Origin of the sequence: Pseudomonas sp. V88_4, from assembly GCF_029967985.1 — a bacterium.
In the GTDB taxonomy this organism is placed as follows: Bacteria; Pseudomonadota; Gammaproteobacteria; order Pseudomonadales; family Pseudomonadaceae; genus Aquipseudomonas; species Aquipseudomonas glycinae.
In genome coordinates this window covers 415,092-429,186 of sequence record NZ_JASCAF010000001.1, presented here as the reverse complement: position 1 = coordinate 429,186, position 14,095 = coordinate 415,092, and the positions used below count along the sequence as shown (strand labels likewise).

Sequence of the window (14,095 nt, the reverse complement as noted above, 5' to 3'; positions counted from 1 at the left end):
GCCGCCGCTCGCATTCACTCTTCTTCGGAGCCCTCGGCGCGCCAGTAACCGACTGCTTTGACGAACTTCTCGTCGAGTCCGTGTTCATCGAGCAGCACCCGGCGGATCTGCCGCGAAACCTTGGTCTCGGTCGCCACCCACGCATACAGATTGCCCTTGGGCACCTGCAATTGTTTGACAGTGGTCAGCAGGTTGTCCTTGCCGCCCTCGCGCAGCACCCAGATCACGTTGACCTGCGCCGCACTTTCCAGCGTTTGCTGCTCCTTGCCGTTCTCCACTTCGATCACCACCAGCGCCTTGCGATTGGCCGCCAGGCCTTCGAGGCGGCGGGCGATGGCGGGCAGGGCGGTTTCGTCGCCGATCAGCAGGTAGCTGTCGAAAATGTCCGGCACGATCATCGAGCCACGCGGGCCGCCGATGTGCAGGGACTGCCCAGGTTGGGCCTGTTCGGCCCAGGTCGAGGCAGGGCCGTCGCCGTGGAGGACGAAATCGATGTCCAGTTCAAGTTTGTCGAGGTCATAACGACGTGGGGTGTAGTCGCGCATCTCGGGCATCGGCACATCGCTCTTGCCGGCGCCGAGCACCAGGGTTTCCAGTGCGGCGGCCTGCTCCGCGTTCTGCGGGAACAGCAGTTTGACGTGATCGTCGGTGCCCAGGCTGATGAAACCTGCCAGTTCCGGCCCGCCGAGGGTGATGCGGCGCATGCGCGGAGTCAGGTCGACCACCCGCAAAACCTCAAGTCGGCGGCGTTTGATTTCATGCATCACACGGTGGATGCCTTGGGTCTGGACTTCAGTCATTCGGCTTTCTCCGGGGCAGGTTGAACGGCGGGGCCGTCGACGATGGCTTTGGCGGTGTCGTTAAGCAGGTCGCGTACGCGCAGGATTTCTTCCGGGCTCCAGCGACCGTGATGCATCTGCAGGGCGTGGCGCAGGTTGTGCACCGCTTCATGGATTTCCGGCGGCCGGTCGTGGCCGCGCAGCGAGCGCTTGCTGACGTCGATGCGCATGCGCACGCCGTCCAGCGCCACCGCTTGTTCGCTGAGGGACTGGCGGCCGACATCAGTCACCGCGTAACGCTTTTTGCCGCCCTCGGCGTCGCCGGTGATCATTTCGCTTTCTTCAAGAAACGTCAGGGTCGGGTAGATCACGCCGGGGCTGGGGCTGTAGGCGCCGTCGAACATGGTTTCGATCTGGCGGATCAGGTCGTAACCGTGGCACGGCTGCTCGGCGATCAGCGCCAGCAGCAGCAATTTCAGATCGCCCGGAGCGAATACCCGCGGGCCGCGACCGCCGCGTTCGCGACCATGGCGTTTTTCGAAGCCGTCACGGCTGTCGCCATGCTCGCGGTGGGGGGAATGATGGTCTCTCATTTCAGTGTTCTCTCGTCGTGTTTAGATACAACTTAAGATATATCTTTTGCTGCGAGCAAGGGCTTTTTCACTGAGCGTGCCTTCTCCCTGACGAGCGGTGGGCGGATCTGAAGGCGAATTTTCGAGCGTCTGTAACGCTGAGAAATATCTGTATCAATGACCGGAAAGTTAAAGTTGAAACTCTATAAATGATTGAGTAAATGCTCTGGAAAGTGCAATTATTCCCGCATTGCTTAGTTGGAATTGCTGTATGGTTTTTTATATGAAACTGTATGTAGGGTTAAACTGACAGTCGTTATTTTGAATATCGAAAATATCGCGTTTTTTCTTTCTGGTCATGAGCCGGTTTAACTACAAGTTTGTGGGAAGTTGCCTGCTTACATTCCGGAGTGAACAGTCGATCATGCCCCGGCGTTGAAACTTCATGTCAATACAGCCTTGTCGGCGTGAATGATTTGAAGGTTCAACGCTTCGATCCTTTAAAAGAAAACAGGTACTGACCGATGTTCAAGAAAATCGCTTTCGCTGCCCCACTGGCTGTTCTGGCTCTGAGCTCTTCCGTGGTCTTCGCTGCCGGTGAAGCACGTCACTCCATCAGCCTGGTCGCCCATGTACCGACCAACGGATTCTATGTGGTGCCAACGGATGCTGACCTGGTCAACAAGGATCAGGACATGAGCTTCAGCCCGATTACCGGAACCATGAAACCCGTGGAAGGTTTCTTCGATGTGCGCAACACCAACGGTTCGGTTCATGGCTATCTGGAAGGCGTGCCGAAACTGGTCGGCGGCTCAAGCATCATTGATCTCAAAGTCGAGTTCAATAACAAGGTTCTGACCCAGACCCCGCAAATGGTTGTTGGCGAGGCCGAGTCCGATGTGAACTACCGTGCACCGCTGCGCATCACCGCCGCCGGCACCAACTTCACCCCGGGCGATTACACCGGCGCAGTCACCATGATGTTCGACGCTGTTCCTCCCGTCGGCGCCGCGCTCTAACCCTTGAAGTAACAAAAGCCGGCTGGCTGACGCGAATGTCTGTCAGCCGGACTTTTTCCGATCGCCATCAGAGTCCGTGTTCATGTTCCCGATGACCCCCGTCGCGGCTGCGTTTGCGCTGTTGTTGTGTGCTGGCGCAGTAGCGGCTCCCGAACCTGTCGGTACGACACCGCGTAGTTTGCTCGCGCAGGCCAAAGGCTTGCCGAAAGACTTCGAGGAGCACTTTTTTGATGTCCCCCTGGCTGTTCGGGTCGAACTCGATCAGCAGCCGCTGGGCGAGGCGATGATCGTGCTGTCTCGTGATGACCGCCTGACCCTGCTCGACTTCACCGATACCAGCGAAAACCGTTTCGGCGCCGTCGAACGGGAAAAATGGGCAAGCTACCTCAAACCCGGCGTGGCGCTGGGATCCTGCACCGGTCAATGCCCCGAGCAAATGCTGGCGGTGCACTACAACCTGGAAAACTCGCTGGTTTCCATCCTCACCGAGAATGCCGAGCGCGACACCGAGGCCAAGCGTTTTTACGACCAGCCGGATCAGGGCAGCACCGGCCTGATCGTGCGTAATCAGCTCAATCTCAATGGCGGCCAGGAGCAGGATCTGGGTGGGCGTTTCGGCCTCGAAGCCAGCAGCAGCCTGGGCAACTGGAGCCAGACGTTCAATATGCAACTGGCCCGCCTGGGTGGCCCCGACGACCAGCTCTATCACGCGGTCTACGAGCTGCACACGCAACGCGAACTGCAAGGCAGTTTTCTGCGCCTGGGCTATTTCACCCCCACGTCGGAAGGCTTGACCCGTCAGCCGCGTTCCTTTGGTACCAGCCCCGATACCACTGTGGGCGTGATGTACGGCAGTTCCGACAGCCTGGCGATCGACCTGCAAAACCCCAGCGTCTACCCGATCTATGTCACCGCCAACCGTCAGGCGTCGGTGGAAATCTACCGCGACGGACTGCTCATCAACACCCAGTCGGTGCCCGCCGGTTTGCAGACCCTCGACACCCGGCCGTTGCCCGGGGGCATTTATGAAGTGGAGGTGCGTCTGATCGAAGACGGCCAGACAACCTCGACCACCCAGGAGCTGGTCTACAAGCCGAACAACTGGCGCAACCCCGACGAGCGCTGGCGCTACAACCTGTTTGCCGGTCAGGAGACCAAGTTGCTCAGCAACTGGGACAAACAGGCCAGTGGCGACGCAACCGCAGGGGCTTCGCTCAACTACTTGCTGCACCCGCGCGTCATCCTCGGGCTGTCGGCGCGTCAAGTCCGGGAAAAGCTGCAATACGGCACTTCCGTCGACTGGACCCTGGCCAACAGCATCAGCCTGTATGCCAATTTCTACCAGACCGAGGACCATGGCACCGGTCTCGACCTGCAAGGCCTGTACAACTATGGCTCGGGCAGTCTGGTGATCAGTCACAACCGCAGCTGGCTGGACACCACTGACACCTACGACACCTTGCCGGACGGCACACGCATTCGTCAGCGCAATGTGTTCGTCGGGCAGACCAGCAATTCGTCGCTGGCGCTCAATCATCGTCTCAGCCGCAACAGTTCGATCAACGCCCGGGTGGCTCACAGCGAGGGTAACGTCGACGGCATCGGTGTCGACCTGGGCTGGACCCAGCGCACCACGGTGTTTGGCAGTGACTCGAACTGGCGTCTGTCAGTGTTCGACCGTCCCGGCAGTTACAGCAGTGGCGATGCACGCAACCGGGGCATCGATCTGAGCCTCAACGTCGCGCTCGGCGGTCCGGGTCAGCAGATTTCCGGCAGCATCGGTACCCGCACGGCCCGCGATGGCAGCCGTGATAACAACGCTTCTCTGGGTTATCGCAAAACCCTTGAAGGTCACGCGCTGCAGAGCGTGGCGGCAACGCTCATCACCGACACCTACGGAGTCGGTCTGAACGGCCAGGCATATTTCAGCACCGACAGTATCAACGGCGATGGTTTCGTTCAGCGCTCTTCCTACAACGGCAATTACACGGGGGGGCTGAACCTCGACAGCACCGTAGCGATTGGCGGGCAGCAGATCGTGATGACCAGTCAGCATCAGGGGCGAGGGGCGGGAATGATCGTGGATGTCGAGTCCGATATCGACGGCATCGCTTTGCGCGCCGACGACTTGAGTGGTGGCAGCGCAGCCCTGCGGCCGGGACGCAACTTCATTCCCCTCACGGCCTACAAGAACAGTTCCGTGAGCTTCGACTTCGAAGGCAACGACGTGCCGGCAGCGTCCATCGAACCGCCGCGCACCCGTTATCACTTGAACAAGGGCGGCGTGGAGTATCGCAAGGTGAAAGTGATGAAAACCCTCACCGTACTCGGCCGTCTGCTCGACCCCCAGGGGCGACCGCTCAAGGGGCATCACGTCATCAATCACGCCAGCCGCGGAGTGAGCGAAGTGGACGGGTTCTTCTCCATGGAAATGAACGAGGGTTCTCCGACGCTGGAGGTTCGCTACGCGGACCAGTTGCTGTGCCAGTTCCGCCTCGATCCGCAACAGGGGCGAGTGGAGAACAACGTGCTGATGATTGGTGACCTGCGTTGCAGCCCCGACACCCTGGCCGATGCCACATTCACCGATCAGAAGGCGGGCTGAACGATGAAAAAAACAGCCTGTTGGCTGGGCTTGCTGAGCGTGCTGGGCACATCAGGTGCGCACGCGGCAAACCAGGAGATCCGGGCGCTGTTCCAGCCCGATCCGTCGCAACCCAATAAAAACGTGTTCATCAACAAGACGCCGAACAGTGGTTATTGCGCCAGTCATCCGGCCCAATGCGCGGACAACAACATGTTCAGTATTCAGGTGCCGATTCGCTTCAGCTCCTTCACCCCCATGTTTTCGGGTAACGGCGTGTGGGTAAAAGTGCCGTCCGAATGGCGACAGTTGAACGTGATCAATCATGAAACTCAGCAAACGAGCACCGTTGAAGTCCGTATCAGCGGTATCGGATCGAAGTTTCAACTGAGTAAACCGGTCACCGAACTGACGGGACAGACCGATGTGCTTGAGGGGCATCGAAAGTTGTGGACCGGCAATTCCTGGGTATACGCGCCGCCGCCATGCGAGTACAGCGGCGTTGGCTATTACAGCCCGACCACTTACCAGTTTTTCTGGAAAACGCCTCAGCCGGGAACCTGCATCAAGACGGCTGCGTTCGATGTGGGGCACATGTCCTTCGACTACCTCGATATCGCCTATGAGTTGCGCACGCCTGATCCCTTGAGCATGTCGTCCGGGTTGTACACCGGGTCGTTGACCTACAGCGTCGGTCGAGGCAGCGCCGATTTCACGATGGGGCCGTTCATGGGGGCGGATGACGGCAACCTCACGCTGGATTTCGTGCTGGACGTACAGCACACACTGAAGGTGGATCTGCCACCGGGTGGCAACCGGATTACCTTGCAACCCGAGGGCGGGTGGCAGCGCTGGTTGAACTCAGGGCGGGCCCCGGAACGCCTGTTCAGCGACCAGACCTTCCACATCTCGGCCAGCTCCAGATTCAAGATGTACCTGGAGTGCGGCTCCGGAACGGTAACGGCCTGTGGATTATGGAATGAGGGGACCAGCTACGGCACACCGATGATCGTCAGTGTGACCCTGCCCAACGGTTTGACCGACACCAGTGGACGGCCAGTCAAGCGACAGGAACTGTTCCCGCTCGAATCGAGGGCCATCGTTTTTCAACCAGGAATCTATGTCGATCGCAAGCCCGGAACCCTGCATTTCGAAATCGACAAGGCCAACACCGAACGAATACTCAAGGCTGATCGTGGAAACAGGTATTCCAGTACGGTCGTGGTGATTTGGGATTCGGAAATCTGATCGAGTCACTGTACTCAAATCGAGGTTCTGCTGATGAAACAACTCGTTGCTCTGCTGGTGGCAGGTTTGCTTTTTCAAAGTGCGTACGCCGGTCCGAACATCAATATCGGCGTCGTCTACGACTATCTGGCCGGTGATAAAAGCACGTATCTGAAACGTGTCTACAACAGCGGTGACAGCACAGCATTCGTCAAGATCAATGTGCTGGAAATCATTTACAACGCCGATGGCACGTCCTCCGAAGTGCCCGTGAAAGTCCAGGCCGATGCCAGTGCGCGGGACGGTCTGATGGCCAGCCCGGCCCGTTTGATCATTCCGGCCCAGGGCATGCAGGGCACCCGTTTACTGTTTATGGGCGAGCGGGACAAGGAGCGTTATTTCCGGGTGCGGTTCGTGCCGGTGGTGCCGGAAAAGGAAGACGAATTCGCGGTCTCTCAGGAAGAGCGCGAGGACTACAAAAAGACGCTGACGGCGGGCGTGAACGTCATGGCCGGCTTCGGCACCATTTTCTTCGTGCGTCCGGCCAATGCGCGTTTCGACAGCGTGATCGAAGACAGTGCCGGTGCTTACAAGGTGCGTAACAACGGCAATACGGTGGTGGTGATCGATGAGTTCAAGAGTTGTTCGAAAACCGATGAAACCGACTGCGAGCCAACCACCAAGCACCATGTCATGGCGGGCAAGTCATTCGAGTTCGAGAAGAAACCGGGACGTGAGTACCGCTTCATTCTGGTCGAAGGTGAGGCGAAGAAAAACCTGCGTGTCGCCGGGTGACAGCGTCCGAAGGCACAGGCAATCGCTCTTCATTCATGCAAGTAACGGGTATCGGAAAATGATCAGACAATGGATCGCTCTGACCTCGGCCAGCGGGCTGGCGTTGACGGGCACCTGGGCATTCGCCGCGCGCGAGGAGATCGAATTCTTCGTTTCGGTGGATATTCCCACCTTGAACTTCTATGTCATTCCCAGCGAGCCGGACTGGATACATCGTGAACAGCGCCTGCACTGGAATGTGCACACTTCGAAGCTGGGAACGCTGCGTCGCAACTTTGATGTGAAACATGACAGCAGTGCCATAGAAGCACGCCTGGAGAGTTTTCCCTACCTGACCAATGGCCGCGATTCTCGGGAAAACATCAATTTGCGGGTGACATTCAACGGCAAGGAGCTCACCAACAATCCGTTCCCGCTGCAAGTGGTGTCGGCCGAAGAGGCAAAGCTCGGCGTGCGGGTGCCCCTGGAGATCGAGCCCAGGGAGCAGGCCGGAGGCTACAAACCGGGTGATTACTACGGCACCGTCAACATCATGTTCAGCGCGGCAGCTCCGGCGGGGTAATTGAAGGACAACCTCAAGCATTCACCACGGCTTTCAGTGCAAGGAAGTGTCAATGGATTTCAGCTTTGGAACAGTCAGGACGTTCGGTAAAGGATGGTTTTTTGTTCACGTGCTCGCAGGAGTGTTTTCGTCCTCGGCGCTGGCGCTCACTCAAGAGATTCGCGCCAGTTTCATTCCCGATCCCGCCAATCCGCAAAACAATCAATTCATCAACCAGACCCCGCAGAGTGGTTATTGCGCCACGTACGTCAATGACTGCAAGGCCTACAACCTGTCCGGTCTACGGTTGCCACTGCGTTTTTCCGCAATCCACGCCATCGAACCCGGAGCGCCCGAACGGGCCGGGGCGACGCTCAAGGCGCCGGCGCAGTGGCGAAGTCTGAACGTCTCGAATGTGGTGACGGGGGAGTCGCATCCCGTGGAAATCCGGATCGGAGCCCTTGGATCGCAATATGTCCTGAGCGACACCGTGACCGATCTGACGGGTGCCTCGAACGATCTGGAGGGACACAATCGATTGTGGGTCGGTGGCTCATGGGGAGGTGCGCCCGGCTCCTGTCAGCATGGCGCGATGGCCACCTACGGGCCTGACAGTTATACGTTTTTCTGGCGGACACCGAGCGATTCGGCGTGCAGCAAGGCAGCAGCCTTCTCCATTCCGTGGATGACCTACGACTACCTGGATCTGGGTTACGAACTGCGCACACCCGATCCCCTGGTCATGTCGGCGGGGCTGTACACGGGGGAACTGAATTATTCCATCGCGCCTGGCGGCGACTTTGACATGGGCGACAACATGCTGCCGGACAATTCGAGCCTGACCTTTCGCTTCGTACTGGATGTCCAGCATGTGCTCAAGGTCGCCCTGCCGCCGGGCGGCAACAGGATCGAACTGGTGCCGCAGGGCGGCTGGCAGGCCTGGCTTCAGGAAGGCCGCCGGCCTGCACGACTGTTCCGGGATCAGACCTTCAACATTTCCGCCTCTTCGAAATTCAAGATGTTCTTCCAGTGCGAGTATGGCGGTATCGGTGCCTGTGCCCTGCGTGATACCGAAAGCGGCTCGACGTTCCCGCAGGTCTACCTCAGCGTGAGCCTGCCTCACGGCATCACCGACATGGCCGATCAACCGGTCAGACAAAGGCCTCTGACGGACGATTCGCAGGGAACGATCTTTCAACCCAAGCGCTTTCTGGAGCGGGCGGCGGGCACCTTGCACTTTGAAATACCGGCGTTCTACGTGGAGCAGATGTTGCAACCCGGCAAGGCCAGACGGTATGCCGGTAACATCACCGTGATCTGGGATTCGGAGGTCTAGGTCGCGCCTGTGCCACGCCCTGAAGGCAGTTGCCTTCAGGGCGTGGCGAGGGTCAGATCCTCGCCCGGCTCATGGCCTCGCGGGTCAGCCTTCTGCTCAGTTCCTTCTCCTGATAGCCGATGTCTCGCAGCAAGCGTTCGTAGGTCTGGTCGCTCATCGGTTCTGGTGTGAAGACTTCCTCCTCGGGTACGGAAAGTTTGCGGGCAAGCTCACTGAGGGCATGCCTGCGCAGGTAGCGTTGTTCCGGCGGCAGGTGTGCCGAACGAACCCAGTCCTCCTGGGCCGAGCGCAGATCCTCCAGCAGATCGAATTTTTCCAGGTGAACACGTTTATTGCTTTCGAATTCTCCAGGCCAGGTCTCACGCAAGTACGCTTCCCAGAACGGCTGCTCGATCATCTGGTTGACCAGACCGTCGCCTGTCTCGCGCTCGATCACTGTGTCGTACGCACGGTCGATGGTCGCGTCATCGACCCCGGCGACCGGGCGAAACTTCATGGCTTCGGACTGCCAGGGCAGTTCCAGGCGTTTGGCCAGTCCGGTTTCATAGGCCAGATGCACCTCGACCTCATCGGGGTTGCCCTCGCGCGCCCGGATGTCTGCCCTGGCGATTTCGCCGACTTGTCCAAGACGCGCCGATCCCTTGGCCAGCGTTACCAGCTTGCTTTCCAGTTCCGCGCGGTGGGTGGAAAACGAGCGGGCCTCGGAGGCGAGTACCTTGACCCCCATGTTGTTGAACAGTTGGGCGCCGGCATCCTCGCAGCCTTCAGGATCGGTCGACATGAGGAACAGGTCTTCGCGCAGCGGCGTATCGATGTCCATGGCTCCGATCATTCGCCATACACGGTCGGTCAACTGGTCCTGCGCCTCTCCCCCCTGCTCGTAATCGGCGGAACGGGTCAGGTCTTGCACAACCCTGAAAAATCCGTCGGAACCGGGTTCGCTGGCCACCGCATGCCAGGCTTCCGCCCGGTAGGCACCCACGCCCGCCGTTTCTTCCATAAAGGACGTGTCGACAGAGACGGGCCACCGTTCGAGCAGGTCGTCGGCGACAGTGGAATAGGTGTCGTGAGGGGCCCTGCCCACCGACGTTCTGTACGCCTCGAACGTGGCGCGCGCGGACGACGACAACCGGTCCCCGTGAAGTCGGGAACGTGCAATCAGCTGCGCTTCATTGGAGCCCAGAGGTACCTGGGGGACATCCCTGATCGTGTTCATCCGCAGGTCCAGAAAGAAGCCCCGAGGCCGGGCCTTCGCAAACAGACCCTCGGGCCAGGTGTCGATATGGGCGTTCACCAGGCTCAACACCTTGAGTCTGGGCATCCGCTCGATATTCGGCGGCGTGCCCAGAGGGTTGTCATCCAGCCTGAGGGTTTCAAGGCGTGTCAGATTACGCAGTTGCTCAAGGGCGGGAGGCGTCAACCGGATCTGATTGTCGTTCAGGCGCAGTGTCTCGAGCAGCCGCATCTTGCCGACGCTTTCAGGGAGTGCGGGCAATTCACAGCCTCTGGCGCTGAACTGACGCAGATGATGAAAGTCCTTGAGCAGACCGTTCGGTGCCGGGGAGAATCGTGAGCCATCCAGGTTCAGGGTCGTGACCTGTTCGAGCCAGGGCTTGAGCTCGCTCGGCATCTCCCGCCACCAACGTTGAAGATCATGGGCTAGAAACTCCTTGGACAGATCCAGCGCATAGCCGCTCTCCAGACTCGTGGAGCGCTCGCCGAACACTTCGGACTTTCTTTCGAAACACTCCAGCAGCCGGTCGGCGATGAAGCGTCCGCCCTTGCGATGATAGTCCCAGTAGCCTTGAGGCAGGTTGGTATCGGCGGCATCGGGATCCCAATTGCTCAGGTAGCGTTGTCGCCACTGTTCGAGTTCCTGCTTCAACGTCTTGAGCTCGCGTTCAAGCCGATCGATATGCGCATGAGGATCGCCATTGGCATGCAGCGATCGGCTGAAAGCCGCTACTTCGTTTTCGTTGAAATGCGGATAGAGGTTCCTGACTTTTTCTTCCACGGTCCGGGCCTCTCTGGACAGTCCCCCTCCGCGCAGCAGCAACTCGGTTTCCAGTGGTACGACCGGGCGGATCGGGGGCCGGGCGAGTAATGTCCTGCGCTCGGCGGGCGCCTGGGTTTTGGCCATCACCCATTGCCTGAACATTTCTCCCTGCCCGGTGCGATAGCCCAGGGCCGCGCGCTTGTCAGCAGGCAGCGCCTGCAGGATGGCCTCATACAAGTCGCCGGCCTCGTGCAGCTTATGGTTCGCGCCGTCGCGCACTTCATATTGGCCATGTTCGTCCCTGATCAACACACGTCGGGTCGTGGCCTCTGTACTGCCTGCGCTGCAGCGTAGCGGACCGTCATCAGTGCCTTCGCGCACATCGATGCGCAAATCGGCAAACGTGTCGGTATGAAACTTCAGGGCATTGAGGGTCAGGCGTTCGGTGTCGGCCCCCCTCAGTGCCGGCTCATGCAAGCCTTCAGCCGCGCGCGCAGCGCTGACCTCAAAAGCGCTTTCCCGGGCCTGGTCCTTGAGGCGCAGCGGGATGCGTCGCTCCTCGAGCATGACCTGCTGTTCATCGGGAGTCGCTCTTGTCAGCAGGGTTTCAGCGACCCTGGAAGGCAGTTGCGGATACTGCTGCTGCAGCAGTTGAACCCGGGCATCGCTGTTGTGATCCTTGAGTCGGTACTGGTACTGGAAGATGTCCGGCGTGCGGGTTTCCACGATATCCGCCAGTTGGTTGCGCAAGACCTGTGCCCGTTGGTTTTTCGGATACTGGTTGCCTAGCAACGCTTTCATTTGCGTATCGTCCAGAAAATTCACGAGCCGCTCCGGGAGCTTGCCGGCCATCATGTCGGCCAGGCTGATGCCGAGCGTCTGCCGGTCCGTGGCTTGCCGGTTGCCGTACTGGCGATAACTACCGCTCAGATCGGCGTTTTCATAAACCTTCAGGGCTTTGTCGGCCGGCCAGCCGGGCATGTCCGGCACCATTCGTTCAAACCAGTACGAGGCCGGGTCCAGCGGCTGCCCCGAGCGGATCAGCCGGCCCACGTTTCTGGCCTCATTCCAGGTGTTGAAGCGTGTGAGCGTGTCGGTCAACAGGGGCGGGGGAGCGGCATTTTCGACGTGCATGCGTCGCAGCGAAGCTTCCGGCGTCCCGCTGATATTGCGCAGGTGATCCTGTTCGGCGGTGGTATAGCCATCGACGCTATGACCAAGGCGTTGCATGAGCCTGGGCCCGTGCCAGTCCTGCGGTTTTTCCCCTTCATGAACCCAGGCTCCCTGACCGTTATGGCGCAGCTCGGGCGAATAGGCGTTTGGGCGTGTCGGGTGGCGAATCCGATGAAGTCCGCTGCGCGGGTCGCGCTGCACTTCGTAGTGCTTGCCCTCGAGTGGCAAAACAATCTTGCCGGCATGCCTGTGCAGCCCCAGTGCATCGGGGCGTGATGTCTGCGGTGGCGCCAGCTGCGGTTGTTCGTAAGGTCTGAGGTCCGGGTGCCAGAGACGGGTTTTGCCGTCGAACGACTGTACCGGTTTCATTCCCTCGACCAAGAGTGACGGTTTGAGCCCCAAAGCGTGACCTGTTTCAGAACCGGCGGCAAAGATTTCCAGTTGCAGGACATCGGTCAAGACTCCCACCACATATTCTGCCGCCTCGACCCAATGCCCCTGGATCATGTCCACCACGCTCTCGACGGCGTCGTTGACGATCTGGTAAGCGGTATAGGCCATCATCAGTTCGCCCAGTCCCGGAACAAAGGGCGTCATCACCAGTAGCGCGGCATTGAAGATGTCCGAGGCGATCTTCTTGAAGTTCTCCCACCAGGCCCAGCGCGCCTGGCTGTCGGCATCGGCGGTCGATACTGCGAGACCGCGCGCGTCGTTGAGAATTTTATTGAGTCGTTGCTGGTACAGATACGTCCACAGGGGGGCTGTGATCGGCGGTGCGCTGAATTGCAGCTGAGGTTTCTCGACCGGGGTTTCCCGCCAGGACGGTCGCGGATCCCCCGGTTCCCTGGCGTACCATTTGACATACGTCAGGCGCTGCTCGAGCCCGGCGAAAAAGTGCCCGCGCTGTTCCTGATCAACAAACTGGCTGAAAAACTGGCGATAGCTGATACCGGAAGACGGCAACGTTCTGTTTGCCCGTAACTGGCGTGTCAGCTCGTCCATGAACGCCAGTGTCGAAGCGTATTCCTTGAGCGGGTGGTCGGGGTCGTGCGGCACGTAGGCAATCATTTTCTGCGAGTGTTGTGCCTGTGCCGGGTCGGGGCGAATGATCAGGATCCCTGTCAAGGTCAGGTCCATCAGGCCCAGATCGCAGACGCACATGGCCTGACCGTCGAGTACCAGATTCTGCCGGCCCAGCAACAGCTCGCGAATCAACACATAGGCACCGGAGCCAATGTCCTTTTTGATTTGCGCCATGCGGGCGGCAGCCTTCAGCGCAGCTTGCTGACTTTGCTCGACCCGTGTGCGCAGATAGGTCTCGGCGACTGGCTCCTTGTTCAGCAGGAATGTTTCGAGATGGGCCCTGTAACGGGCCCCGATGTCCAGTTCCCGGCACAGCGACTGAAACTGGCTGATGCTGATTGTTTTGCCAATCGGCGAGACGTCGAACAAGTCGCGGGCCGCATCGGTTTTGATAATGAATGTCGAAAAGTGTTGATAGATTTCATCGTGCGCGAAGTTGTGCAACGCGGCGTCGAGCATTGAAACGGTGCGGGCCCGTGACGCTTTCGTGATATCAATCACGTACCAGGGGGTTGTCGCCGCCTCGTACAGTCTGACGTATGTATTTCTCACATCGACTTCGACATTGAACTGTTCGAGCAACTTCTTCTTCAGCAAAGGCTCGGCAAATGCATAAACGTCCTGAAGGCTCGCGAGCATTCTGTCAATGCGGTTCTGCGCGCCCCAGGCGCGGCGGTTATCGGCGGACAGGCGTTCCAGCTCGGCATCCGGAGTCGTGACCAACCATGACTCACGGTTGAGTGACGTCTTTCCCAGGGCTCGGGCCCGATGCAATTGCATAGCCCTGAATACCGGATCGATGCGCGATTTAATTAAATCGTAATGTTGCCCTTTATATGTGGATGTTGCTGTCATTGTGCAGGCCTTGAACAAGTAATGAATTCTCAGCCTAACGTTCAATGTCTCGATTAATTAGTTTAAATGCCTGTTGTCTCCGTGTCGGGTTGATACGTTAATCATTGAATATTGATATGTATAAAACACATAACT

The 14,095-nt window shown here is 58.9% G+C and carries 9 protein-coding genes; 6 read left to right on the top strand and 3 right to left on the bottom strand.

Annotated elements, in window-relative coordinates; all coding sequences use genetic code 11:
• Positions 1-14 precede the first annotated feature (14 nt).
• Positions 15-800: a siderophore-interacting protein gene (locus QLG12_RS01885; RefSeq protein ID WP_197868467.1), complete on the bottom strand. Its 786-nt coding sequence runs from the start codon at positions 798-800 to the stop codon at positions 15-17.
• Positions 797-1,372: a PadR family transcriptional regulator gene (locus tag QLG12_RS01880; RefSeq protein WP_064383884.1), complete on the bottom strand. Its 576-nt coding sequence runs from the start codon at positions 1,370-1,372 to the stop codon at positions 797-799. The genes QLG12_RS01885 and QLG12_RS01880 overlap by 4 nt, the downstream gene beginning before the upstream one ends.
• A gap of 503 nt (positions 1,373-1,875) precedes the next feature.
• On the opposite strand from QLG12_RS01880, the gene QLG12_RS01875 reads away from it, so the two are divergent.
• The 6 genes from QLG12_RS01875 (at position 1,876) to QLG12_RS01850 (ending at position 8,853) form a co-directional block, all read left to right on the top strand.
• Entirely contained in the window at positions 1,876-2,370 is a 495-nt protein-coding gene (locus QLG12_RS01875) for a CS1 type fimbrial major subunit (RefSeq protein ID WP_011335783.1), read from the top strand.
• A gap of 82 nt (positions 2,371-2,452) precedes the next feature.
• Entirely contained in the window at positions 2,453-4,975 is a 2,523-nt protein-coding gene (locus QLG12_RS01870; protein ID WP_197868469.1) for a CS1-pili formation C-terminal domain-containing protein, read from the top strand.
• Positions 4,976-4,978: 3 nt separating this feature from the next.
• The gene (locus tag QLG12_RS01865) at positions 4,979-6,202 is read left to right on the top strand and encodes a hypothetical protein (RefSeq protein ID WP_197868470.1); all 1,224 of its coding nucleotides are present in this window, start codon (positions 4,979-4,981) and stop codon (positions 6,200-6,202) included.
• Positions 6,203-6,235: 33 nt separating this feature from the next.
• On the top strand, positions 6,236-6,976 hold the full coding sequence (locus QLG12_RS01860) for a hypothetical protein (protein ID WP_064383881.1): 741 nt from the start codon (positions 6,236-6,238) through the stop codon (positions 6,974-6,976).
• A 58-nt stretch (positions 6,977-7,034) separates the two neighbouring features.
• Positions 7,035-7,538 carry a CS1 type fimbrial major subunit gene (locus QLG12_RS01855; protein WP_064383880.1) on the top strand — a complete coding sequence of 168 codons (504 nt, stop codon included), beginning with the start codon at positions 7,035-7,037 and terminating at the stop codon, positions 7,536-7,538.
• A gap of 52 nt (positions 7,539-7,590) precedes the next feature.
• Positions 7,591-8,853: a hypothetical protein gene (locus QLG12_RS01850; protein WP_197868471.1), complete on the top strand. Its 1,263-nt coding sequence runs from the start codon at positions 7,591-7,593 to the stop codon at positions 8,851-8,853.
• 52 nt (positions 8,854-8,905) lie between these two features.
• On the opposite strand, the gene QLG12_RS01845 is transcribed toward QLG12_RS01850, so the two are convergent.
• A complete protein-coding gene (locus tag QLG12_RS01845) occupies positions 8,906-13,960 on the bottom strand; it encodes an NEL-type E3 ubiquitin ligase domain-containing protein (RefSeq protein ID WP_282473785.1) in 5,055 nt (1,684 codons plus the stop codon).
• Between the last annotated feature and the right edge of the window lie 135 nt (positions 13,961-14,095).